This window comes from Gordonia sesuvii (assembly GCF_036350415.1).
Classification (GTDB): Bacteria; Actinomycetota; Actinomycetes; order Mycobacteriales; family Mycobacteriaceae; genus Gordonia; species Gordonia sesuvii.
This window is the reverse complement of the sequence record NZ_JAZDUF010000002.1, coordinates 181,005-202,887: the sequence shown is the minus strand read 5'-3', so window position 1 is coordinate 202,887 and position 21,883 is coordinate 181,005. Positions and strand designations below refer to the sequence as shown.

At 66.2% G+C, this 21,883-nt stretch carries 18 protein-coding genes and 1 pseudogene; 12 read left to right on the top strand and 7 right to left on the bottom strand.

Annotated elements, in window-relative coordinates:
- The first annotated feature begins 6 nt into the window (after positions 1-6).
- The 5 genes from VZC37_RS07800 (at position 7) to VZC37_RS07780 (ending at position 6,749) form a co-directional block, all read left to right on the top strand.
- The gene (locus tag VZC37_RS07800) at positions 7-393 is read left to right on the top strand and encodes a TA system antitoxin ParD family protein (protein WP_330431909.1); all 387 of its coding nucleotides are present in this window, start codon (positions 7-9) and stop codon (positions 391-393) included.
- Positions 390-962, top strand: a complete 573-nt coding sequence (locus tag VZC37_RS07795) for an ATPase (RefSeq protein ID WP_330431908.1) — start codon at positions 390-392, stop codon at positions 960-962. The genes VZC37_RS07800 and VZC37_RS07795 overlap by 4 nt, the downstream gene beginning before the upstream one ends.
- Positions 963-1,126: 164 nt before the next feature.
- Positions 1,127-2,608, top strand: coding sequence for a DUF3375 domain-containing protein (locus tag VZC37_RS07790; protein ID WP_330431907.1), 1,482 nt, complete (start codon positions 1,127-1,129; stop codon positions 2,606-2,608).
- On the top strand, positions 2,605-3,393 hold the full coding sequence (locus tag VZC37_RS07785) for a DUF4194 domain-containing protein (RefSeq protein ID WP_330431906.1): 789 nt from the start codon (positions 2,605-2,607) through the stop codon (positions 3,391-3,393). Before VZC37_RS07790 ends, VZC37_RS07785 begins: the two co-directional genes overlap by 4 nt.
- Positions 3,390-6,749: an ATP-binding protein gene (locus tag VZC37_RS07780; protein ID WP_330431905.1), complete on the top strand. Its 3,360-nt coding sequence runs from the start codon at positions 3,390-3,392 to the stop codon at positions 6,747-6,749. Before VZC37_RS07785 ends, VZC37_RS07780 begins: the two co-directional genes overlap by 4 nt.
- Positions 6,750-6,771: 22 nt before the next feature.
- Here VZC37_RS07780 and VZC37_RS07775 read toward each other — a convergent pair whose 3' ends face one another.
- Together VZC37_RS07775 and VZC37_RS07770 are read right to left on the bottom strand one after the other, a co-directional pair.
- The gene (locus VZC37_RS07775) at positions 6,772-7,800 is read right to left on the bottom strand and encodes a polysaccharide deacetylase family protein (protein ID WP_330431904.1); all 1,029 of its coding nucleotides are present in this window, start codon (positions 7,798-7,800) and stop codon (positions 6,772-6,774) included.
- Entirely contained in the window at positions 7,787-8,980 is a 1,194-nt protein-coding gene (locus VZC37_RS07770) for a methyltransferase domain-containing protein (RefSeq protein WP_330431903.1), read from the bottom strand. Before VZC37_RS07770 ends, VZC37_RS07775 begins: the two co-directional genes overlap by 14 nt.
- Before the next feature lie 180 nt (positions 8,981-9,160).
- Here VZC37_RS07770 and VZC37_RS07765 point away from each other — a divergent pair, with 180 nt between their 5' ends.
- Positions 9,161-10,600, top strand: a complete 1,440-nt coding sequence (locus VZC37_RS07765; RefSeq protein WP_330431902.1) for a CYTH and CHAD domain-containing protein — start codon at positions 9,161-9,163, stop codon at positions 10,598-10,600.
- A gap of 72 nt (positions 10,601-10,672) precedes the next feature.
- On the opposite strand, the gene VZC37_RS07760 is transcribed toward VZC37_RS07765, so the two are convergent.
- Both VZC37_RS07760 and VZC37_RS07755 read right to left on the bottom strand, forming a co-directional pair.
- Complete coding sequence (locus tag VZC37_RS07760) at positions 10,673-12,910, bottom strand: NADP-dependent isocitrate dehydrogenase (RefSeq protein WP_330431901.1); 2,238 nt, start codon at positions 12,908-12,910, stop codon at positions 10,673-10,675.
- 139 nt (positions 12,911-13,049) lie between these two features.
- A complete protein-coding gene (locus VZC37_RS07755; protein WP_330431900.1) occupies positions 13,050-14,387 on the bottom strand; it encodes an NAD(P)H-binding protein in 1,338 nt (445 codons plus the stop codon).
- A gap of 125 nt (positions 14,388-14,512) precedes the next feature.
- On the opposite strand from VZC37_RS07755, the gene VZC37_RS07750 reads away from it, so the two are divergent.
- From VZC37_RS07750 to VZC37_RS07735, 4 genes and pseudogenes are all read left to right on the top strand, one after another.
- On the top strand, positions 14,513-14,842 hold the full coding sequence (locus tag VZC37_RS07750; RefSeq protein WP_330431899.1) for a DUF2795 domain-containing protein: 330 nt from the start codon (positions 14,513-14,515) through the stop codon (positions 14,840-14,842).
- A gap of 173 nt (positions 14,843-15,015) precedes the next feature.
- Complete coding sequence (locus VZC37_RS07745) at positions 15,016-15,315, top strand: DUF1540 domain-containing protein (RefSeq protein WP_330431898.1); 300 nt, start codon at positions 15,016-15,018, stop codon at positions 15,313-15,315.
- 180 nt (positions 15,316-15,495) lie between these two features.
- Positions 15,496-15,902 (top strand): annotated as a pseudogene (locus VZC37_RS07740) (YciI family protein).
- Complete coding sequence (locus tag VZC37_RS07735; RefSeq protein ID WP_330431897.1) at positions 15,899-17,050, top strand: RNA polymerase sigma factor; 1,152 nt, start codon at positions 15,899-15,901, stop codon at positions 17,048-17,050. Before VZC37_RS07740 ends, VZC37_RS07735 begins: the two are co-directional and overlap by 4 nt.
- On the opposite strand, the gene trxA is transcribed toward VZC37_RS07735, so the two are convergent.
- The 3 genes from trxA to VZC37_RS07720 are packed head-to-tail and all read right to left on the bottom strand — an operon-like array spanning position 17,047 to position 19,100.
- On the bottom strand, positions 17,047-17,424 hold the full coding sequence (trxA, locus tag VZC37_RS07730; RefSeq protein WP_330431896.1) for a thioredoxin: 378 nt from the start codon (positions 17,422-17,424) through the stop codon (positions 17,047-17,049). The genes VZC37_RS07735 and trxA overlap by 4 nt on opposite strands.
- A gap of 45 nt (positions 17,425-17,469) precedes the next feature.
- On the bottom strand, positions 17,470-18,222 hold the full coding sequence (locus tag VZC37_RS07725) for a hypothetical protein (RefSeq protein WP_330431895.1): 753 nt from the start codon (positions 18,220-18,222) through the stop codon (positions 17,470-17,472).
- 17 nt (positions 18,223-18,239) lie between these two features.
- A complete protein-coding gene (locus tag VZC37_RS07720) occupies positions 18,240-19,100 on the bottom strand; it encodes an LLM class F420-dependent oxidoreductase (RefSeq protein WP_330431894.1) in 861 nt (286 codons plus the stop codon).
- A gap of 164 nt (positions 19,101-19,264) precedes the next feature.
- Between VZC37_RS07720 and VZC37_RS07715 the strand changes: the two genes are divergently transcribed.
- Positions 19,265-20,257 (top strand): alpha/beta hydrolase, encoded by a 993-nt coding sequence (locus VZC37_RS07715; RefSeq protein ID WP_330431893.1) that lies wholly within the window; start codon positions 19,265-19,267, stop codon positions 20,255-20,257.
- On the top strand, positions 20,250-21,836 hold the full coding sequence (locus VZC37_RS07710; RefSeq protein ID WP_330431892.1) for a flavin-containing monooxygenase: 1,587 nt from the start codon (positions 20,250-20,252) through the stop codon (positions 21,834-21,836). The genes VZC37_RS07715 and VZC37_RS07710 overlap by 8 nt, the downstream gene beginning before the upstream one ends.
- The last annotated feature ends 47 nt before the right edge of the window (positions 21,837-21,883 follow it).

Genomic DNA, 21,883 nt, shown 5'->3' with positions numbered 1-21,883 from the left:
TGCCTGATGCCTCGTTCCACCGACAAGGTGACCCGGTTCGACGCCGACCTGGTCGACAGCGCGATCACCGAGGGCCGTCGACAACAGCGCACCGGGCGCCAGCAACTCGAGCACTGGGCGCGGGTCGGCCGAGCCGTGACCGGCTACGAGACCGCCGGAGTCGCGAAGGTACAGGCCGCCCTCGGCGGAACCCGTTCGGTGGCGGATCTCAGCGATGACGAGGGCCGCGCGTTCAACGCAGAGATGCGGGCGCGGATCTCCGAGAGTCTGGCCGACGCCGACTATCGCGGCACTCTCGCCGCACGCGGCGTCACCACGGTCGCCCTCGACGACGACGGTCGCGTCGTCGAGTATCGCCCCGACGGCACGACGCGCGTCGTCGAGCCCGAGTGAGGCGACTCGACCTGGTGATCGGCCCCAACGGGGCGGGGAAGTCGACGTTCGTCGAGCTGACCCTGGCGCCACTGCTGCCTCGCAGCGTGTTCGTCAACGCCGACCTGATCGCTCGGCAACGCTGGCCCGACGAGGCCGAGTCACGGTCGTACGACGCGGCGAGGGCGGCGGCCGCTACTCGGGACCGCCTGATCGCCGACGGCCGGTCGTTCATCGCCGAGACGGTGTTCTCCCATCCGTCGAAGCTCGATCTCATCGACCGCGCCCACGACCGCGGATTCGTCGTCGTCCTGCACGTCCTGCTCGTCGGTGAGGACATCTCGGTGCTGCGCGTGCGGCACCGAGTCGCCGCGGGCGGTCATCGGGTACCCGAGACCAAGATCCGGTCGCGGTACCGGCGATTGTGGCCGCTGGTCGTCGACGCCATCGGACGTGTCGACGAGGCCACCGTGTACGACAACGCATCGGCCGTCGCACCCAGGGTCGTGGCCGAGTTCACCGGTGGCATCCTCGTCGGTGACGCCCGGTGGCCGGTCTGGACGCCTGCCGCTCTGAACGACCGGTGGTGACCCACCGGGCCGGGCCACCTGCCCCGAGCCCGACCGGCGACCCGGGCAGACGACACCGGCAGACGACACGGCCGAGGTGGTCCTCCGTGGGCATGGCAGACTACCTCGGGTCCTCTTGTCCCTGTGACCCCAGGCGGCGATGACGAACACACGGTGAGGCGGCGATGGAGAACACTGAGCAGTCCACGCTGACGCAGGCGTGGGAGGCCAACCGATCGATCCAGCGCTCGGCAGCGGTCCGCCTCTTCGCGGCGACCAACTCGTCGCTGTACGTGACGCTGATGGAGCGCCATCTGGACTTCGGGGCCAGACGATCGGAGACGGAACTCGCGGTTCGGCTCGAACGGGATCTCGCCGAGCTCGGTGTCGGCGACCAGTCCGGCGGACTGGAGCTGATCAAGCTGTGGGCCAAGCAGGGATGGCTGCACCGGATCACCGATCCGAACACCACCACCGGCCGCAATGTCTGCCTGCTCACCGCCGAGGCACGCTCCGTCCTCGACTACGTCCGGCGCCTGCGCCGCGCGGACAGTGTCGCCACCGGAGGCTCCATCGTCGGCATCGCTGCCGGGCTGCGACGGGTGGCCGGCCAGGTCTCCGACGACCCCGGTCAGATCCGGGACGAGATCGAGCACCAGATCACGGAGCTCGACGCCGAACTCGCCGAGTTGGACGCGGGGCTGCGACGCCCTCCCGATCTGCGATTCGCCGAGGACGAAGCCCGAGCGATCGCGTACCAGATGGAACAGATCGTGTCCGACATCGGACAATACGGCGCGATGCTCGACCGGATCACCACAGCGCTGCTCGACGACCCACACGACTCCGATCTGGCCTATCGCGATCGTCAGCGGCAGATGTTCGACGACTACGAGGCGTTGCTCGAGTCGTCGCAGAGCGCGTCCTATCACGCCTTCACCAACATGATCCAGGACCCCGTCAAACGCGAACGCCTCGTCACCGACATCGCCACCGTCACCGCGCAGATACCCGGAATCGATGGCGGGCTGAGGGCGGTGATGGACAATTTCGTCGAGTTGGTCACCCAGCAGATCGCCGAGGTCGGCCGCACCCGCCAACGGTGCGCACGCCGCATCCGACGCTTCGTCGCATCCGGCACACTCGAACAGAGCCGCGGGGTCGCACGGCAACTCAACGAGGCCCTCGCCACCGCGCACGAGTTGCTCAAGTCGTCGTTGTCCGACCGGCGGATCTCCTACGAGTTGCCCCTGGCCACGCCGGAAGTCACCTCGATCGGCCGACTGGCCTTCGAGATTCGCGATCGGGCACCCGCGGCGCAGGCCGTACCCGCCACCGGCAACGCCGACCTGAGATCGTTCGCATCGCTGGCCGGACAGGTCGACACGGTCGAACTCACCGAGACCGTCAACACCGCGGTGCACACGGGGCCGGTGACGCTGCCGGAGCTGATCGGCCGACTCGACGAGCCGTATCTGGCCCATGTGATCGTGCTGTGGTCGTGGGCAGTCGCCCAACCCGGCGGATCGGACCACGAGAACACGACGGCAGATCGCGCCCTCACGACGGTGCGGTTCCGGTCGCTGGAAGGGGAGGACCGAGCCATTGAGGTGCCCGCATTGACATTCACCGAACCGATTCCGACGGCGGAGGTCGACACGCTGTGAACACCGAAACCGACTCCGACAAGGGCCGTGACCCCGGCGACGCCCGACCTTCCGAGGACTACGCCGGCTTCGACGCGCTGCCGGCGGTCGAGAAGGCCGGACTCGAACAGTCCGCAGACGCACCGCGATTCGACGGCGATGTCAGCGCCCTGCCCGATCGGGCCTGCTGGGCGCTGCAGAACCTTCTCACCCGGCGCTATGTGAGCGGGGACCGCCAACCGCAGCTCTGGGCCTGGGTCCTGGAGTATCAGGATGCTCTTCGCGTACGTCTCTCCGAACTCGACCTGCGGCTCCGGATCGTCGATGAAGTCGAGGTCGCCTATGTGGAACAGGCAGGCTACGACTCGCGTTGGGGCCGAAAGATTCTCAAACGTGAGACGATCCACACCTACGACGCGATCCTGGCACTGCACCTCGCAAAGCATGCGCGAGCTTCCCGCGACGAGCACGTCATCATCACCCGCGAGGAGATCCACGAGCTCTTCGCGGGCGTCACCAACACCATCGACCGCGACCTGGCATTGTTCGACAAGCGCATCGGCCGGGCCATCGACAAGCTCGAAGAGATCGAGTTCCTCCGCAAGCACCGCGACGATCCCGACACGTTCACGGTCAGCCCCGTCATCTCCGCGGTCATGACCGCCTCCGTGATCACCGATCTACAACGACAGTTCGAACAATTCGTCGGGTCCGGCGACGTGCCCCCCGATCCCGCCGGAAGGGAGTCGGCCGCGGGCCGCGACGAGGACCACGACGGCATCGACGATGAAGGAGACGATTGGTGAACGCTCTGGTCGACCAGTACCACCTCTCACGGCTGCAGCTGATCAACTGGGGCGTGTTCGACGGGTATCACTCGATCCCGTTCAGCGCGAGCGGATCGCTCATCACGGGATCGTCCGGAAGCGGGAAGTCGTCACTGCTGGATGCCATTTCGCTGGCATTCCTGCCCGATCACCGTCGGAACTTCAACGCATCCGGCGACGCCACCGCGGCCGGGTCGGCCAGTGGAAGAAGGACTGTCGGAAAGTATGTGCGCGGCGCATGGGGCGAGCGTCGCGACAGCGCCGGCACGCAGCGCGAGATCATGTACCTGCGTGGGACGGGTCCGGCGTGGGCGGCGATCGCTGTCACGTACACGTCCACATCGGGCGCGGCGATCACCGGACTGGTTCTCAAATGGCTCGCCGCCGGCAAGATGACTGACGCGCACAGCGCGTACTTCATCCGTGACGGTGACACCGACATCGTCGACGTGTGCAACGAGTGGGCACGGACCAACCACAACTCCGCGGTCTTCCGCGATCTGGGATGGCGGGGCGGACCGGGGGAGGGCAAGTACCTGGCTTCCCTGTACTCACTCATCGGCATCCGTGGTTCCGATGCGGCACAACAGCTTCTGGGAAAAGCCAAGTCCCTCAAGAGCGTTGGCGGGCTGGCCCAGTTCGTGCGGGAGTTCATGCTGGACGAACCGAGCAGCGTGGTGGGTATCAAGGACGCACTCGAACAGATCGATCCGCTGGTCGAGGCGCGGGAGCTGCTCGATGTGGCGCGTCGCAAACGGACCCTCCTCGGCAACATCGAGGAGATACAGGAACGCTACGCCGCGGAGTCGGCGACGTTCTCGGTGCTCGACACGATCGATACCGCAGCCGTTCGCGCGTATCTCAACAATCTCCGTCGACACACCGCCGAGCCCGAGATCGCCGACCTCGACGATCAGATCGCCAGGCTCGACGCAGACCTCGCCGCCCTCACCGCGCAGCACGATCAGCTCCGGCAGGATCACAGCCATCTGCTGTCTCGAATCGCCACCTCCACCGGCGATCTCGCGCCGCTGCAGGAACAGCTCTCGACCGCGCGCCGGTCGGCCGGCGACGTCGCCACCCGGCGCAGTACGTATGAAGACAAGATCGCCGCGCTGGACTTCGATCTCCCCGACGATGCCGAACAGTTCTGGTCGCTGCGAGAGCACCTGATGGAGGAGGCCACCCGGATCGACGGGCAACTCGAGGCCGGTAAGACCCACTACGCCGACGCGCTGGCGCGCGAGGTCGCTGCACGCACCCAACGCGACGCGGCGCGCGACGAACTCGATCGGGTGCGACAGGCCGGTTCGGCCCTTCCCAGATCCGAGCACGACATGCGCCGGGCAGTGGCGCGTGGGTTGCAGATCGACGAGTCCGAACTCCGGTACGTCGCCGAACTCGTCGAACTGCGTCCGGAGCAGGAACGATGGCGACTCGCAGTCGAGAAGGTGCTGCGCACAGCAGGACTCCGACTCCTCGTGCCGGACAGACATTTTCGCGCAGCCCTACGATTCGTCAACTCGCACGACATGCGAGGCCGAATCCAGTTGCACCGGGCCGAGAACCGGGCGGCACCCATCGCCGACGCGGGGACGCTCGGCGCGACGCTGCAGGAGGTCGATCCGGCGCACCCGTGTTCGGCGGAGGCGATGGCCATCCTCGCCCGGCTCGGCAATTATGTCTGCGTCGATTCGCCGACGGACTTCGCCGATCACGCCAAGGCGGTCACGGACCGCGGCTTGCGGAAGGACTCGGCGAAGCTGGCGGTGAAGGATGACCGGCAGTCGCTGCGACCGTCACAGCACATCTTCGTCGGGGACGTCGCAGCGAAGATCGAGGCACTGCAGGCGGAGCTCGACGACGAGCAGCGAGCCCACGATGCCGCCCGTGAGGCGAGCACCACCCTCGAGGTCGACCGGACCGACAAACAACAGCGGCGCGATGCGTATCGGCGGGTGTGTGAGCAGTTCACCCAGTGGAGTGAGATCGACACCGACTCCGCCGACGACCGCGTCGACCAGCTCACCCAACAGTACGAGCTGCTGATGGACGAACATCCCGACGCCGATGCGTTGCAGCGCAAGGCCGACGATCTGTGGGATCAGGTGCGAGCCGCGATCTCCCAGGCCGCGCTCGTGCGCGACAAGATCGCCGGACACGACCGCCGGCGCACCGAGTTGCTCGAACTGGTCGACCGGCTCGCGCCCGAGGACATCGCCGCGCAGGCGCAGCAGTCGCTCGACGCGTTTCGCGAGGAGTCCGGTGCGACGCTGGATGTGCTCGCGCCCGAACCGTACCGGCAGGAGCTGCTCAAGCTGGTGGCCAAGGACCGCGACCGGATGCGCGCCGACGCGCGGCGCTCCCGCGACGAACTGGCGCGGATCCTCGACTCCTACGACGAGGAGTTCCCCGATGCCGTCCCCAACGACAGCGACGACCTCGACGAGCGGGTCCACGACTACGTCGCGGTGAGTCGCCGGATCGACGAGCGGGAGCTACCGGCCGCCTACGAGCGCATGCGACGCCTGATCACCGAGCAGGCGCCCGGCGCGATTCTCAACCTGCACATGGCCGCCGACGCAGAGGAACGACGCATCATCGAACAGATCGAGCGCGTCAACACCGGTTTGGGCGCGGTGGCCTTCAACAGCGGGACGCGGCTGCGGCTGCATCCCGGGCGCAAGAATCTCTCCGCGGTCGCCGACCTCACCGAGCGCGCACGCCAGATCTCGCAGCGCACAACCGCGGTCAGCTTCGGCGACGAGCAGGCGATCCTCGAGCAGTACACCGACATCCTGCAGTTGCGGGAGCGACTGGCCGGGGTGACCCCGGAGGATCGCCAATGGACGCGCGACGCTCTGGACGTGCGCAACCGTTTCGACTTCTACTGCGAGGAACACGACGCCGTCACGGGGGCGACGATCCGCACCTACAGCAACGCCGGCGACAACTCGGGCGGCGAGCAGGAGAAGCTGATGGCGTTCTGCCTGGCGGGAGCGTTGAGCTTCAACCTGGCGAGTCCGGACGGCACCGACAATCGGCCGATCTTCGCTCAACTGATGCTGGACGAGGCGTTCTCGAAATCGGATCCCCAGTTCGCCCAGCAGGCGCTGTCGGCGTTCCGCAAGTTCGGTTTCCAACTCGTCATCGTGGCCACGGTGCAGAACACGAGCACGATCCAGCCCTACATCGACAACGTGGTGATGGTGTCGAAGTCGGAAGTGGCCTCGGACGGGAGCGCGGACACCCGACCGGTCGCGACCGCCACCTCGACATCGATCCGGGCGTTCTCCGACCTCCGCCGGTCCAGCGGCGGACGACTTCCGGTCTGACCCATCACCGCGACAAGGTGAGCTACTGCGCGGCGAGCAGGCGGTGGTCGTCGCGCAACCACCTCGCGAATCGGTCACCGTCCATGTCGGTGGCGTGCAGTCGCGGTAGGACCCGCCGGTCGTCGGCAAGGGTGGCAGGCAGGGGAACGCTGGTACAGGCCAGCTCGACTCCGAGTTCGCCGACGGTGCGGATCGCGCTGCGGTCGAAGCGACCGAACGGGTAGGAGAACCGGGTGACCCGACTGTCGGCGAGTTCCGCCACCCGCCGATGCCCCTCCACGATCTGCTCGGTCTGCATCTCCGGAGTCAGATCGGTCAGCGACGCATGGTCAAGCGTGTGACTGCCGACGGTGATCAGCGGGTGCGCGGCGAATCGTGCGAATTGCTCGGCGTCCATCGGTCGACGGGCCGCGGGCGCCTCGACGGGCCGTCCCGCCCACGCCAGGAGGTGATCGACCGCCGCGTCCTGCTCGGCGGGCTCCAGGACGACGATGGCGTCCCAGAGCGTCCGAAAAAGCCGTTGGCGCGGAGTCGGTCGGTCGTGACCGTCGGCCCGCCACCCGGCATTCGTGACGGTGGCGCCGGCTGCCTCGTGCAGGGTGTACGTCTGCGGTCCGCTCCCGAATGGGAAGTGGAGAACCTCGGGGAGAGCCGCGTCGTGCAGCACGGCACGATCCACCGCGTCCCACCAGAATTCACGGGTGCGGCCCACGGCCCGGCCGACGAGGAACAACGTGGCGGGGATCTCGTAGCGTTCCAGCACCGGCAAAGCGGCGGTCATGTTGTCGACGTACCCGTCGTCGAAGGTGACCGCGATCTGCCGGCCCGCCCGCGTGTACGCCGTGTCGTCGGTGAACGCACCGAGATCGACCGCAGCACGCGCGTCGGCGAGCACGGCCATCTGTTCGGCAAATGCTTCCGGGGTCACGCAGATGGCCCACGGGTCGCAGACCTCCGCGCAGATGCGGTGATACATCAGCACCCCGCCGCGTCGCCGCCATCGGCGGGCGCGCACCTTGAGCCCCCACCGTATGTCGCTACTTCTCCACATGGAGAACGGTCATCGTTCCCGTGCCGCCGGGAGTGTCGACGAGCTCTTCACGAACGGTCATCCCGGCGAGATAGCTCAGGAGTTCCTCTCGCGGAAGCTGCAGGACCGGCGTCGGCTGCTCGTCGTCGAGTCGCAACTCGCTGTCGCCGAGTGGAATCGAGATCACGAGCACCATGCGTTTGTGGAATGAGCGCACCGTGTCGCCGAGAACTCGGCGCCAGTCCCAATGATGCTCGAGCACGTTGCTCACGTACAGGCAATCCGTGCCGATCTCGGGGTCCGGCAGTATCCCGTCTCGGTTATCCCAGATCTCGATGCCGTCGCTGATGTCGCGGAGAAAGTCCATTCCGGGTTTCTCGCTCGGAAGCTCTTGTGAGACAGGCGAAGTTCCATGATCTCCGGCTACGGACCGGCGCTGTCCGGCGTCGGCCGTCCGGGCCACCACCGTGACGATGACGGGGTATTCGGGGTCGATCACATCCAGCTCGCTGCGGCGGAGTTCCCGGTCGGAGATGCCCTGGAGGAACGAGGTGGCGGCCAGTACGTTGCCGAACGTGCGGACGTCGACGGCGCCTGGCGGGAACACCGAGCCGAACAGCCGCCGCGCCGACAGTTCGGTAAATGACCAGTACCAGGTGGAGTTCCACACCGGGTCGCCGATCTGGCTGATCCCGGGGGCGGTGCACAGCAGGACCCCGCCCGGCTTGAGGATTCGGTAGATGGTGCGCAGCGCGGCTTTGGTGTCGTAGATGAACTGCAGCGTCTGCGTCATGATGATGCAGTCGTAGGTGTTGCTCGGCACGTGCGGCGCATCGGTCAGATCCGCGACGTAGGTGGCATCGGTCACGTCATCGACGTGCAGCATGTCCGAGCGGGTCACGCCGTTCCCGAAAGCCTCGGTGTAGGTTCGTTCGCCGATCTCCAACACACTCCCGGTGATCAGGTCGCCATGCGCAGCAAGGAAGCTCTCCACGTAATAGCGGTCAACGGGGCGACCACGGGCATACCCGTACTCGCGGCAGATCGGCTCGACGCGCCGGAGGTCACCGAACCGGACCTTGCCGACACGAGGCCGCTGCCGTCGGTCGTTGAGGATGCGCAGCGCGCGTCGATAGCCGTCGTCACCCAGGACGGCACGGGCAACCGTGGTCCGGCTGCGTTGCAGAATCGTCATCGTCATATCCGTTCCGTGGCGGCCGGTCAGACCGGCCCGGCGGTGGCCCTCCTGTGGGCCAACAGACGATGAGATTACCTTGTGAGTTAGGTATGGCTTACCTGTGGGGCGAGGTCTCTGGCTCTCGGACGTTTGGATTGCCGACTCCCGGTGAACTCCCGAGCGAGGGGAGAGGAGTTGATAGCGATGCAGAGTCATGTGGAACGCGAGACGAAGTGGGATGTCGAACCGGATGTCCCGCTGACCTTCGACGTGAAGACCGGCGCCGACCAGGGCGTGGAGACGGTCGAACTGACGAACACCTATTACGACACCGACGATCTCGATCTGTTGAATCACGGAGTCACGCTGCGTTACCGCGAGGGTGACGAGAGTGATCACGGATGGCAGGTCAAGGTGCCCACGGACGACGGCCGGATCGAGTCGACGTTCGACGGCGACTCGACGACGGTGCCGACCGAGGTGGCGGACATGCTGTGGGGTCTGCGCCTGGGCAGAGACCTGGGCGTCGCCGCGATCATCCACACCCGTCGCACCCGACATCGCCACCTCGACACCAAGGGGCGGTTGCGCTACGAGATCGCCGACGACACGGTGTCGGCCACCGTGCCCGGCCCCGTCGCCACGGCCACGACGTGGCGCGAGATCGAGGTGGAACTTGGCCCGCAGTCACGCGACATTCCCAAGTCGGTCCGCAACCGGTTGCTCGACGTGGGTGCACGCCCTTCCGACGCGTCCACCAAGTTGGCACGCGCAGTGGGATATGCGCCACTCGACACCCCGCGACGCGGCTCGGCCGCATCCGAGGCGGTTGCCCGATACATGCGGACACAGCTCGCGGCGATCTTCGCCGGCGACGTCGCACTCAGATTGGGCGAGGACCCGATCCACGACACGCGCGTGGCGATCAGGCGTCTGCGCAGCACCCTGCGTACGTCGGCGAAGCTGTTCGACGCGGAGGTGATCGCCGGTGCCGACGACGAACTCAAGTGGTTCGCGGGTCTACTCGGCGAGGTACGCGACCGGCAGGTACAGCGGGCGCGGTTCGTCCGGGCACTCGACGCCATCGCGGCCGAAATGGTGCTCGGTCCGGTGGAGAAGAAGATCGACGACGAGCTCGCCGACGAGCAGGCCGAGCACCGGGCGAAGGTTGCCGAGGCGATGGTGTCGGACCGCTACCGGGACCTGCTGGAGATGCTGGTCGCCTGGGATCGTGGACTACCGTTCGTCGACGCCCGGGTGCGGACCAAACAGCTGCGCAAGATCGTCGAACGTGCCGACCGCAAGGCCGACAAACGACTGACCGAGGCGGTCGGCACGGGTGTTCCCGAAGACCTTCACCGGGCCCGAAAGGCAGCGAAACGCGCCCGCTACGCGAGCGAACTCGGACGCCCGGTGTTGGGCAAGAAGCAGGGGAAGGCGCAGGTCAAGAAGTACAAGAAGATCCAGACCATCCTGGGCGAGCACCAGGATGCCGCGGTCGCGGCGGAATCGCTGCGCCGATTGGGCGCTCGAGCCGGTGTACGCCGCGGAGAGAACGGATTCACCTACGGCATGCTGTATCAGCGTGAACTCGCTGCGGCCGAGGCCGCCCGCGCGAAGGTCATCGCACGCGGACGGCACTGAGGTCCCGGGCTACCGGATCGAAAAAAGGTGGGGCGTATCGGAATTCCGATACGCCCCACGTCACGTTCGATCTCAGTCGCGTGCCGCGGACAGAGCGTCGTTGAAGGTCTTGCTCGGCCGCATCACCGCCGCGGCCTTGTCCGGAACCGGGAAGTAGTAGCCGCCGATGTCGGCTGCTTCTCCCTGCGCACCGTTGAGTTCCTTGACGATCGTGTCCTCGTTGTCGGCGAGGGTCTGCGCGAGGGTGGTGAACCGGTCACGCAGTTCCTCGTCCTCGGTCTGCGCCGCGAGTTCCTGCGCCCAGTACATGGCGAGGTAGAACTGGCTTCCCCGGTTGTCGAGCTCACCGGTGGTACGCGAGGGGCCCTTGTCGTTCTCGAGCAGCTTGCCGGTGGCGGTGTCCAATGTCTTCGCCAGGATCGTGGCCCGCTTGTCGTCGGCCTTCTTACCCAGATCCTCCAGGCTGACGGCGAGTGCCAGGAATTCACCGAGCGAATCCCAGCGGAGATGGTTCTCCTCGAGCAACTGCTTGACGTGCTTGGGTGCCGAGCCTCCCGCGCCGGTCTCGTACAGACCCCCGCCGGCCATCAGCGGCACGATCGACAGCATCTTGGCGCTGGTGCCGAGTTCGAGGATGGGGAAGAGGTCGGTGAGATAGTCGCGCAGGATGTTGCCGGTCGCCGAGATCGTGTCCAGGCCACGGATGACCCGCTCGAGGGTGTATCGCATCGCGCGCACCTGCGACATGATCTGGATGTCGAGGCCCTCGGTGTCGTGGTCGGGAAGGTACTTGTGCACCTTCTTGATCAACTCGTTCTCGTGCGGTCGGTACGGATCGAGCCAGAACAGCACCGGCATCCCCGAGTCGCGGCACCGCGTGACGGCGAGTTTCACCCAGTCCTGGATCGGCGCGTCCTTGACGATGCACAGACGCCAGATGTCGCCCTCTTCGACGGTCTGTGTCAGCAGCACCTCGCCGGTCTCGAGGTCGGTGATGTTGGCCGTGCCGCCCTGTGGGACCTCGAAGGTCTTGTCGTGGGAGCCGTATTCCTCGGCCTTCTGCGCCATCAGCCCGACGTTCGGCACGGTGCCCATCGTCGTCGGGTCGAACGCGCCGTTGGTCTTGCAGAAGTTGATCATCTCCTGATAGATCCGGGAGAAGGTCGACTCCGGATTCACCGCCTTGGTGTCCTTCATACGTCCGTCGGCACCGTACATCTTGCCGCCGGCGCGGATCATGGCCGGCATCGACGCGTCGACGATCACGTCGCTGGGTGAGTGGAAGTTGGAGATGCCACGCGCGGAATCGACCATCGCGAGCTCGGGCCGGTGCTCATGGCATTTGTGCAGGTCGTCGATGATCTCTTCGCGCTGCGCACTCGGCAGCGACTCGATCTTGCTGTAGAGATCGGACAGACCGTTGTTGACGTTCACACCCAGTTCGTCGAACAGGTCTCCGTGCTTGGCGAAAGCATCCTTGTAGAACACCTTGACCGCGTGGCCGAAGACGATCGGATGCGAAACACGCATCATGGTGGCCTTCACGTGGAGCGAGAACATCACCCCCGTCTTGTAGGCGTCCTCGATCTGCTCCTCGTAGAACTTGACGAGCGCCTTCTTGCTCATGAACATGCTGTCGATGACGTCGCCGTCAGTGAGGGCCACCTTGGGCTTGAGGACGAGCGTCTCACCGGAGTCGGTGATCAGCTCCATCTTGACCTCACGGTCGCCCTCGACGGTCATCGACTTCTCACCGTGATAGAAATCGCCCTCGGTCATGTGTGCGACGTGGGTCCGTGAGGCCATCGACCATTCACCCATGCTGTGCGGGTGCTTGCGGGCGTACTCCTTGACGGCCTTGGGGGCGCGTCGATCAGAGTTGCCCTCACGCAGAACCGGGTTCACCGCGCTGCCCAGGCACTTGGTGTACCGGTCGCGGATCTCCTGCTCCTCGTCGGTCTTCGGGCTACCGGGGAAGTCGGGCAGGTCGTAGCCCTTCTCCTTCAGCTCTTTGATCGCGGCCAGCAGCTGGGGCACCGACGCGGAGATGTTGGGCAGCTTGATGATGTTGGTGTCGGACCGCTGCGTCAGTCTGCCGAGTTCACCCAGGTTGTCGGGGAGGCGCTGCTCCTCGGTCAGGTAATCCGGGAACTCGGCGAGGATACGCGCGGCCACAGAGATGTCGCTGGTCTCGACATTGATGTCGGCGGCATCGGCAAACGCGCGGATCACCGGCAAGAAGGCGTAGGTCGCGAGCATCGGCGCCTCGTCGGTCAGCGTGTAGATGATTGTCGGCTTCTCCGCGCTCATGATTCTCTTCTCAACTCCAGTTCTTGGTCGCGTCTGCGGTGTGCGGGATTTTGTCCCGGCGTTACCAGTATCACGTCGGTGGTGGCGTTGTGTGCACCGACCGGTTCAGAGAAACCCCTTTCGCCCTCGGGTCTGGGCGTCATCGGAACGGGTCTACGCGACCGATTCCCAGCCTGCGCAGGGGCGTACCGAGCCGCCAATACAGCAAACCACCCAGCCCCCGAGGGAAGAACGTGGACGTGGAGGTGATCTCGACCACCTCGTCGTCGGCCGTGCTCCATGGGGTCAGCGTGTGGTCGATGAAAGCGCGGCCGGGGAGTCCGTTGTCCTTGCGGACGCGGAGGTGGGTGGGTTGGTCTGCTTCGACGAGGCCCCACCCGGCCCCCACCGAGCCCCGGATTCGCTGCCACTCGTCATCGATAGGGCGCTTCACCACCTTGCGCTCGACCATCTCGAACCTCTCCTCCCCGGACCACGGCGGGTCCGTGGGTAGCGGTTCGGCTGCGGCGCTGTCGGCAGTGGCGTACGACCAATCGACCGCGTCGGCTCCACGGGCCACCCGGTCGAGGGTGGACTCGAGCGCGGTCCGGTACGACATCAGCCCGCCGGTCGGCTTGGGTATCACGTCGTCGATGTCGTGGTCGCGGCAGATCGCGTCACATTCGAGGGACTCGATCAGCGGCCGGGCGATCTTGCCCCGAATGGGTGTGACGAATCGGACCCATCGGCTCGCGATCGTCGGTGTGAGGAACGGCAGGACGATCATCTGGCGGCGAGGCAGTCCCGCCACCTCGGCGTAGATCTGCATCATGTCGCCGTACTCGAGTACGTCCGGCCCGCCGATGTCCCAGGTCCGCGATTCGGGCACAGGGGCGGTGGCCGCCTCGACGAGGTAGTGCAGCGCATCCTCGACGGCGATCGGTTGGATGGTGTTGTGCACCCATCTGGGGGTGGTCATCGCCGGTAGGCGTTCGGTGAGATGCCGGATCAATTCGAAGGATGCGGAACCGGACCCGATCAGGGTGCCGGCCTGCAACGCGACCGTCTCGACCGCCGAGTCGATGAGGATCTGACCGACCTCGGCACGCGAGGCGAGGTGTTCGGACAACTCGACGCCCTCGGGATGTAGCCCGCCGAGGTACACGATCCGCGTGACACCGCATGCGCGGGCGGCGGCCACCACGTTCTCGGCGGAGCGCCGTTCCTCCGCGGCGAAATCGGCATCGGTGCTCATCGAATGCACCAGGTGATAGACGACGTCGACGTCCGTGAATGCCGCCTCGAGCGAGGCCCGATCGGAGAGGTCGCCGCGCACGATGTCGGCGTGGGGGTCGGCCGTCCACGGCGCATCGGCGATCTTCGACGGTGTCCGGGCCAGGGCCCGCACGCGATGCCCCCGAGCAAGGAGTCGTGGGACGAGTCGCCCGCCGACGTAACCGGTGGCGCCCGTGACGAGGCACCGTCGCGTGTCGTTCACACATCCCACAGTACGGACGCCGTCCGTCGACCTCGCCGAGGTTTCGGATGCCGTCGGTCGTGGTAGCTCGGTGGGGTACGCGGATGTCACAAGGCGCCTTCGGGCGCGGGAAGCGAGGGAGATCGATGACCACGACGACCCGGACACGGGTGCTCAAGGAAGCTCTCGACGCCGTCGACTATCCGGCAGACAAGGAGCAGCTGCTCGCCGAGGCCGAGCACGCCGGGGCCGGCACCGCCACGATTCGCGCGCTGCGCAGCATTCCGCTCGAGACCTATCAGAACTTCGCCGAGGTGTCGGCGGCCGTCCCGGTGGACGACACCGCCGACGAGCGATCCGCATCCGACAAGGCTCAGCAGCACCGTCACCACACCAAGGACGGGCTCGCTGCCGGCGAACGCGAGATCCCCGTGAATCCGATCGTCGACGAACTGGGCGAGAACCGCGGCAGCTGACCGGCGATCGCTGGGCGCGCGCCCGGCGACTGGGAACGAAAAGGGTTGCCTCAGTTAACTATCCGATGGGTGAGGGCAGGCTCAACTTGCTGGCGCAAGGTGCTGTACGACCCTAGGCTGATCGGTAGACGCCTACGCGGCGTCGGCCCAGCACCTTCAGCCCAGGAGTGAGTATGGCCACCCTCGAAATGCCGCATGTCACGGAATGCACGGTCACTGCGTGTTCCTACAATCACGACGGTTGCCACGCCTTCGCGATCAATGTCGCCGGCCACAACGGCACCGCCGACTGCGCGACGTTCATACCCCTGTCCACCCGGGGTGGACTCGACGTCGTGTCGCCACAGGTGGGCGCGTGCCAGCGTGCCGACTGCGTTCACAACGAGAATCTCGAATGCACCGCCGCAGCAGTTCGGATCGGTGCCGGCGAGAGTTCTGATACCGCCAACTGCCTGACGTACAGCACCCGCTGAGCTCCACGTCGCGCAACCTCTGCCGCCGCAGTCCCGGATCGGGGCTGCGGCGGTTGTATTCGGTCGATGCGGTTCGGAAGTCCTCGACTCGTGACGACGATCCTGTCGAGAATGTGGTGATGGCTCCGTCCCAGGGGTACGAGCGGTCACCCGGCCGCACGACCAGAAGGAGAAGCGACCATGAAGTACCTACTGCTCAAGCACTATCGCGGCGGGCCGACACCGACCGTCGATTTCCCACCGATGGACCAGTGGGCACCCGACGAGGTGAACGCACACATCCAGTTCATGCGCGACTTCTCGGACCGTTTGGAGAAGTCCGGAGAGATGGTCGATGCGCAGGCGTTGGCACCGGATGGTGCCTTCGTGCGTTATGACGGTGAGGGCCGCCCACCCGTCACCGACGGCCCTTTCGCCGAGACCAAGGACCTCATCGCCGGCTGGATGGTGATCGACGTCGACTCCTGGGATCGTGCGCTCGAACTGGCCGGCGAACTGTCGGCGGCGCCCGGCCCGGTGGCGAGCCGATTCACGAGTGGTTGGAGGTGCGCCCGTTCCTCTCGGCGCCGCCGACGGTGACCGAGTGAACGAATCCGTACTGCGGGATCTGGTGCCCGCGGTGATCGGTGTCCTCGTCCGGCGCGGCGCAGATTTCGCGTCGGCCGAGGACGCCGTTCAGGACGCTCTGATCCGGGCACTGCAGACCTGGCCGCAGGACCCGCCGCGCGACGAGAAGGCGTGGCTGATCTCGGTGGCCTGGCGGAAATTCCTCGACGCGGCGCGGAGCGAAACCGCCAGGCAGAACCGGGAATTCGTCGTCGATATGGAACCTGCGGCGGGCCCGGTGCCGACATCCGACGACACTCTGCGCCTGTACTTTCTCTGCGCGCATCCGACGCTGCCACCGCAGTCGGCCACCGCATTGACCCTCCGGGCCGTGGGCGGACTGACCACACGGCAGATCGCGCAAGCGTATCTCGTCCCCGAATCGACCATGGCCCAACGGATCAGCCGTGCCAAACGCAAGCTCTCCGGGTTACCTCTCGACACCCCCGGCGATCTCCGGACCGTCCTGAGGGTGCTCTACCTGGTGTTCAACGAGGGATACAGCGGAGACGTCGACCTCGCATCGGAGGCGATCCGCCTGACCCGGCAACTGTTCGCCGTGGCCGACGACGCCGAGGTCGCCGGCCTGCTCGCCCTGATGTTGCTCCATCATTCACGGCGCGCATCACGGGTCGTCGATGGGGAGCGCCTTGTGCCCCTTGCGCATCAGGACCGATCGCTGTGGGACACCACCGAGATCGCCGAGGGGGTGACGATTCTGCAGACCGCACTGGCCCGCGACCGACTCGGCGAGTATCAGGCGCAGGCTGCGATCGCCGCGCTCCACGCCGACGCCCCCAGCACCGCGCAAACGGATTGGGTGCAGATCGTCGAGTGGTACGACGAGTTACTCGCACTCACCGAGAGCCCCGTGGTGCGGCTGAATCGGGCGGTGGCCGTCGGAGAGGCCGACGGCGCGGCGGCCGGTCTCGCGGCCCTGGCCGAGGTACCCCACGATCTGCCGCGTCGCGTCGCCGCATCCGCCTATCTACATGAACGAGCGGGCGACATCAGCGCGGCGGCCGAGCTCTACGCGGAGGCCGCCCGCGCCGCCCTCAGTGTCGCCGAGCGCGACCACCTGACGCGGGAGGCCGCGCGGCTACGCCACTCTTCCGGTGCGGGACTCTAGCTGCCGGACTGCTCCTGCTCGGCTGCGACGATCTCGGCGCGCACCTGATCCATGTCGAGGCCGCGCACCGCGCCGATCAGTTCGTCGAGCTGGGCTGCCGGGAGCGCACCTGCCTGATTGAAGACCAGCACGCCGTCTCGGAACGCCATCAGCGTGGGGATCGACCGGATCCCGAAACCCGAGGCGAGCTGCTGCTCGGCCTCCGTGTCGACCTTGCCGAACACGATGTCGGCATTGGCCTCGGATGCCTTCTCGAACACCGGCGCGAACATCTTGCACGGACCGCACCATCCTGCCCAGAAGTCGAGCATGACGATGCCCTCCTGGCCGATGGTGTCCTGCAGGTTGTCGAGTGTTATCTCACGTGTGCTCATGCTCGGTTCAATGCATGTGTCTCGGGGATATTCCCGAAAGGCGTGTCACGGCCGTCGCGATTCCAGTCGGACGCGATAACCCGCGGCGGCCAACCACTCGCGCGCCCGGCCGAGTTTGCGCTCGTCGGAGAACAGCATGAAACGAGTGAATTCCTCTGGCGCCTCGGACAACACGTTCTTGAAGCGACGAAAGGCGCCCCGGCCGTCGAGAGCGACATCGAGCTGGCCGGCAAGTCTCGGGTCGGTGATCGTCCCGGCGAAGTCAACCATGTCGCGGTAGCCGTCGCGTGAGCCGATGGACTCGACGTGCAACCACCGGGTCGAATCCTCGAGTTCGTCCTCGTCGAAGACCTCTTCGCCGCTGTCCTCGAGGACCACGTCAGGCCATGTCTGCCCGGTCCGGAGGTCGATCATCCCTCCGCTGTTCATCAGATCGCCCTCGAGGATCGAGCACAGTTCCTCCAGTTCAACAGGCAACGACCGGAGGGCCGGCGGGGTTGCTGCCGACGCGGCGTCGAGCTGATCCGCGAGGTCGACGTCACCGGCCCACCCCCGGTCGCGCAGCGCAGCAATACACTGCGCCGCCAACTCCGGCCACCCGGGCGCACCGTCTTCGACAGCGATCACCGCGACGTCACCGATCGTCTGCAGGACATCCCCGACAGGATGCCCACGGATCAGATCAGCGACATCGCCACGATCGCGCCGGTACACCGCGCTTCGAAGGGCCTTCAACGTCTCGAGGTTCCAGTTCTCGGCCATGGGCACCGAGGGTAGTTGCAGCTCGACGTCACGCACCTGCAATCGTGGGTTGTTCAGCGCAACGCGTCGGCCAACCGTCGCCACTGCTCGCGCGGCAGCGCACGCAAATCGTCGGTCAGTACCTGCACGCACACGTGGTCGGCGCCGGCGTCACGGTGTTCGGTGATACGACCCAGGACCGCCGACTCGTCGCCCCACGCGATGATCGCGTCGAACAGCTTGTCGCTGACCGTTTCGAGGTCCTCGTCGGTGAATCCGAGTCGCCGGAGATTGTTGGCATAGTTCGGCATGGCGAGGTAGCCGCGCAGCCATTTGGTGCCGATCGAGCGTGCTTCCTCACGATCGGTGGTCAGGATGACGGTCTGCTCCGGAGCGAGTAGGGGCCCGGTTCCCAGCGCCTCGCGGGCGATGGCGGTGTGTGACGGTGTCACGAGATACGGGTGGGCGCCACGGCTACGTTCCGCGGCGAGGTCGAGCATCTTCGGCCCCAGCGCGGCAAGCACGCGGCTGTCGGTCGGAACAGGCGCAGCTGCGTCGTCGAGTCCGTCCAGGAACGCCTTGGTGGTCGCCAGCGGCTTGCGGTAGCGGCCTGCCTCCTGAGCGTCGATCAGCGGGGCGTGGCTGATGCCGAGCCCGAGAAGGAACCGGTCACCGTGTTCGCCGGTGAGGCGCGCATGCGCGGCGGCGACGTCGCTCGGTTCGTGCATCCACATGTTGAGGATGCCGGTGGCGATGACCGCTTTCTTCGTGGCCCCCAGCAGATTGGCGACCGAGTCGAGGACCGGCCCGCCGACGTCCGGAATCCACAGAGCGGTGAAGCCCAGCTCGTCGAGCTCGGCGGCGGCCTCGGCAGCCTCGCCCGGATCCCCATATCGCAGTGGCGAACTCCAGATTCCTACCCCGTTGAGATGCATGCCTCGACACTACATAGTCATCGCAGCGTGGCCCGAACTACCGACTTTTGGCCGCTTCTGTGCTGTCGGCACGTAACCGTGAACCCATACCTTGAGAACGTGACCGAGGTCACAGGCGTTGCGGATGTCCGGGACGCCCCGACGGACGAGGGAGAGAAGAACGCATGCCACTCGAACCGGTATCGCAGGGTCTACTGCAGCAGCTCGCCGAGGAGCGACAACCCCCGATCAGCGAACAGACACCGGCACTGGCCCGGATGACCGGGCCGATCTTCGCCGGTATGAGTGGGCGCGGCCCAGAGGTGGCGGAGGTGCGCAACCTCAAGCTCAACGGTGTCGACGGCGAGCGCTTCCGCGTGCGGGCGCTGATCCCGGAGGGGGAGCCGCAGTCGGTCATCGTCTACTTCCACGGCGGCGGCTGGGTCCTCGGCGACATCGACCTGCAGTACGACCACCTCGGCCGCGACCTGGCGAATCGCACGCAGTCGACGGTCGTGCTCGTCAACTACCGCAAGGCCCCGGAACACCGGTTCCCGACGGCTATCGACGACAGTTACATCGGTTTGTGCTGGGCGGCCGAGCACGCGGCGGAGTTCGCCGAACCCGGCGCGCCCCTGATCGTCGCGGGCGACAGCGCGGGCGGCAACATCGCTGCGGTCATGACGCTGTGGGCGCGTGATCGCGAGGGCCCCAGTATCGACTATCAGGCCTTGGTCTATCCGGTCACCGACTGCGACGTCGACACGCCCTCCTACGTTGACCCGGAGAACCAGCTGATGTTGAACCGGGACACGATGATCTGGTTCTGGGACCACTACCTGCCCGACCGAGAGGCCCGAACCCATCCCGACGCCTCCCCGCTGCGAGCCCCCGATCTCTCCGGTCTTCCACCCGCGCTGGTGTATGTGTGCCAATACGATCCGCTGCACGACGAAGGCGTGGCATATGCCCGGGCGCTCGAGGAGGCCGGCGTCCCGGTCACGTTGGCCGAGGCCGAGGGGCAGATGCACATCTACTTCCAGATGGCGAACATCCTGCCCGGCTACGAGACCGGGATCGGGCTCGTGTCCGAGCACATCCGCGCCTTCATCGACCACCACTCTTCCACCGCACCGGGCGCGACATCAGCGCAGAAGGAGGCAACCAGCGATGCCTGACCGCGACGTACTCATCATCGGCGCCGGGTTCTCCGGTCTCTACCAGCTGCACAAGCTCCGGCAGCTCGGTTTCGACGCTCAGATCGTCGAGGCCGGGCCACAGGTGGGCGGTACGTGGTACTGGAATCGTTATCCGGGGGCGCGGTGCGACATCGAATCCATCGGCTACTCCTACTCGTTCGATCATGAGCTGCAGCAGGAATGGAATTGGTCCGAGCGCTACGCTGCGCAGCCCGAGATCCTGGCCTATCTCGAACATGTCGCCGACCGGCTCGATCTGCGCAAGGACATCACCTTCGACACCCGGGTGCAGTCCCTGGTGTTCGACGACGCCGACGACTGCTGGACGGCCACCACCGGCAACGGATCGACGATCAGCGCACGTTTCGTGGTCGCGGCCACCGGATGCCTGTCGAAGCCGCTGACCCCTACGTTCGACGGGCTCGACGACTTCACCGGGGATGTCCACTGGACCTGGGACTGGCCCGCCGGGGGCGCGGACCTCGCGGGCAAGCGGGTCGCGGTCATCGGGACAGGATCGTCGGGAGTGCAGACCATCACGGCCATCGCACCCGTCGTGGGGTCGATGACCGTGTTCCAGCGGACGCCGACCTATGCCGTGCCGGCGCAGAACCGGCGGATCGACGAGGAACTGGCCGAGCTGAAAACCCACTACGACGACTTCAGGGCCGAGAGTCGGCTGTCGGTTGGCGGATTTCCCTGCGGTGACGAACTGCCGCCGTTCTTCGAGGATCTCGACGACGTACGTATCCGGTCGGAACTCGAGGTGCGATACGGCAACGGCGGCTTGTGTTTTCAGCAGTCGTTCCGCGACCTGCTGCAGAACGAGGAAGCCAACGCCCGCGCCGCCGAGTACGTTCGCAACCGGATCAGCGAGAAGGTCGACGATCCGGCGGTGGCCGAGAAGTTGACACCGCGGACCTATCCGATCGCCGCCAAGCGGATGTGCGTGGACACCGGCTATTACGAGGTCTACAACCAGGACAACGTGGCGCTGATCGACGTCAACGAGCAGCCGATACGGCGCATCACCCCCCGAGGCATCCTGGCCGGCGACACCGAGCACGAGTTCGACGTGATCATCTTGGCCACCGGCTTCGATGCGATGACCGGGGCACTCGAGGCGATCGACATCAGCCACGGCGCACAGACGCTGCGGGACAAGTGGTCCGACGGCCCGCGGACCTATCTGGGATTGATGTCGGCGGGCTTCCCCAACCTGTTCACCGTCACCGGGCCGCAGAGCCCCTCGGTGCTGTCGAACATGGTCACGTCCATCGAAACCCACGTGGAGTGGATCAGCGCCGCGCTCGAGTACCTGCACGAGCACGGACTCACGCGCATCGAACCGGACGTGGCGGCCGAGGACAACTGGGTGAACACCACCAACGACGCCGCCGACATGACGCTGCTCGGGCAGGCGCCATCCTGGTACATGGGCGCCAACGTGCCCGGCAAACCGCGTGCCGCGCTGCCGTTCGTCGGCGGTGTCGGTGTCTACCAGCAGATCCTCGACGGGGTGGCGGTCACCGGATATCACGGCTTCGAACTGGTCTGAGAAGCAATATGATTCGGCGTCCGATCCCTGCGGCTACGAGCCGGGAT

What these genes read in the sequence shown, in the direction of transcription:
- trxA (WP_330431896.1), bottom strand. Translation starts at nt 17,424, where the DNA reads ATGAGCACACGTGAGATAACACTCGACAACCTGCAGGACACCATCGGC.
- VZC37_RS07800 (WP_330431909.1), top strand. Translation starts at nt 7, where the DNA reads ATGCCTCGTTCCACCGACAAGGTGACCCGGTTCGACGCCGACCTGGTC.
- VZC37_RS07770 (WP_330431903.1), bottom strand. Translation starts at nt 8,980, where the DNA reads ATGACGATGACGATTCTGCAACGCAGCCGGACCACGGTTGCCCGTGCC.
- VZC37_RS07715 (WP_330431893.1), top strand. Translation starts at nt 19,265, where the DNA reads ATGCCACTCGAACCGGTATCGCAGGGTCTACTGCAGCAGCTCGCCGAG.
- VZC37_RS07710 (WP_330431892.1), top strand. Translation starts at nt 20,250, where the DNA reads ATGCCTGACCGCGACGTACTCATCATCGGCGCCGGGTTCTCCGGTCTC.
- VZC37_RS07760 (WP_330431901.1), bottom strand. Translation starts at nt 12,910, where the DNA reads ATGAGCGCGGAGAAGCCGACAATCATCTACACGCTGACCGACGAGGCG.
- VZC37_RS07790 (WP_330431907.1), top strand. Translation starts at nt 1,127, where the DNA reads ATGGAGAACACTGAGCAGTCCACGCTGACGCAGGCGTGGGAGGCCAAC.
- VZC37_RS07720 (WP_330431894.1), bottom strand. Translation starts at nt 19,100, where the DNA reads ATGCATCTCAACGGGGTAGGAATCTGGAGTTCGCCACTGCGATATGGG.
- VZC37_RS07745 (WP_330431898.1), top strand. Translation starts at nt 15,016, where the DNA reads ATGGCCACCCTCGAAATGCCGCATGTCACGGAATGCACGGTCACTGCG.
- VZC37_RS07765 (WP_330431902.1), top strand. Translation starts at nt 9,161, where the DNA reads ATGCAGAGTCATGTGGAACGCGAGACGAAGTGGGATGTCGAACCGGAT.
- VZC37_RS07775 (WP_330431904.1), bottom strand. Translation starts at nt 7,800, where the DNA reads ATGTGGAGAAGTAGCGACATACGGTGGGGGCTCAAGGTGCGCGCCCGC.
- VZC37_RS07750 (WP_330431899.1), top strand. Translation starts at nt 14,513, where the DNA reads ATGACCACGACGACCCGGACACGGGTGCTCAAGGAAGCTCTCGACGCC.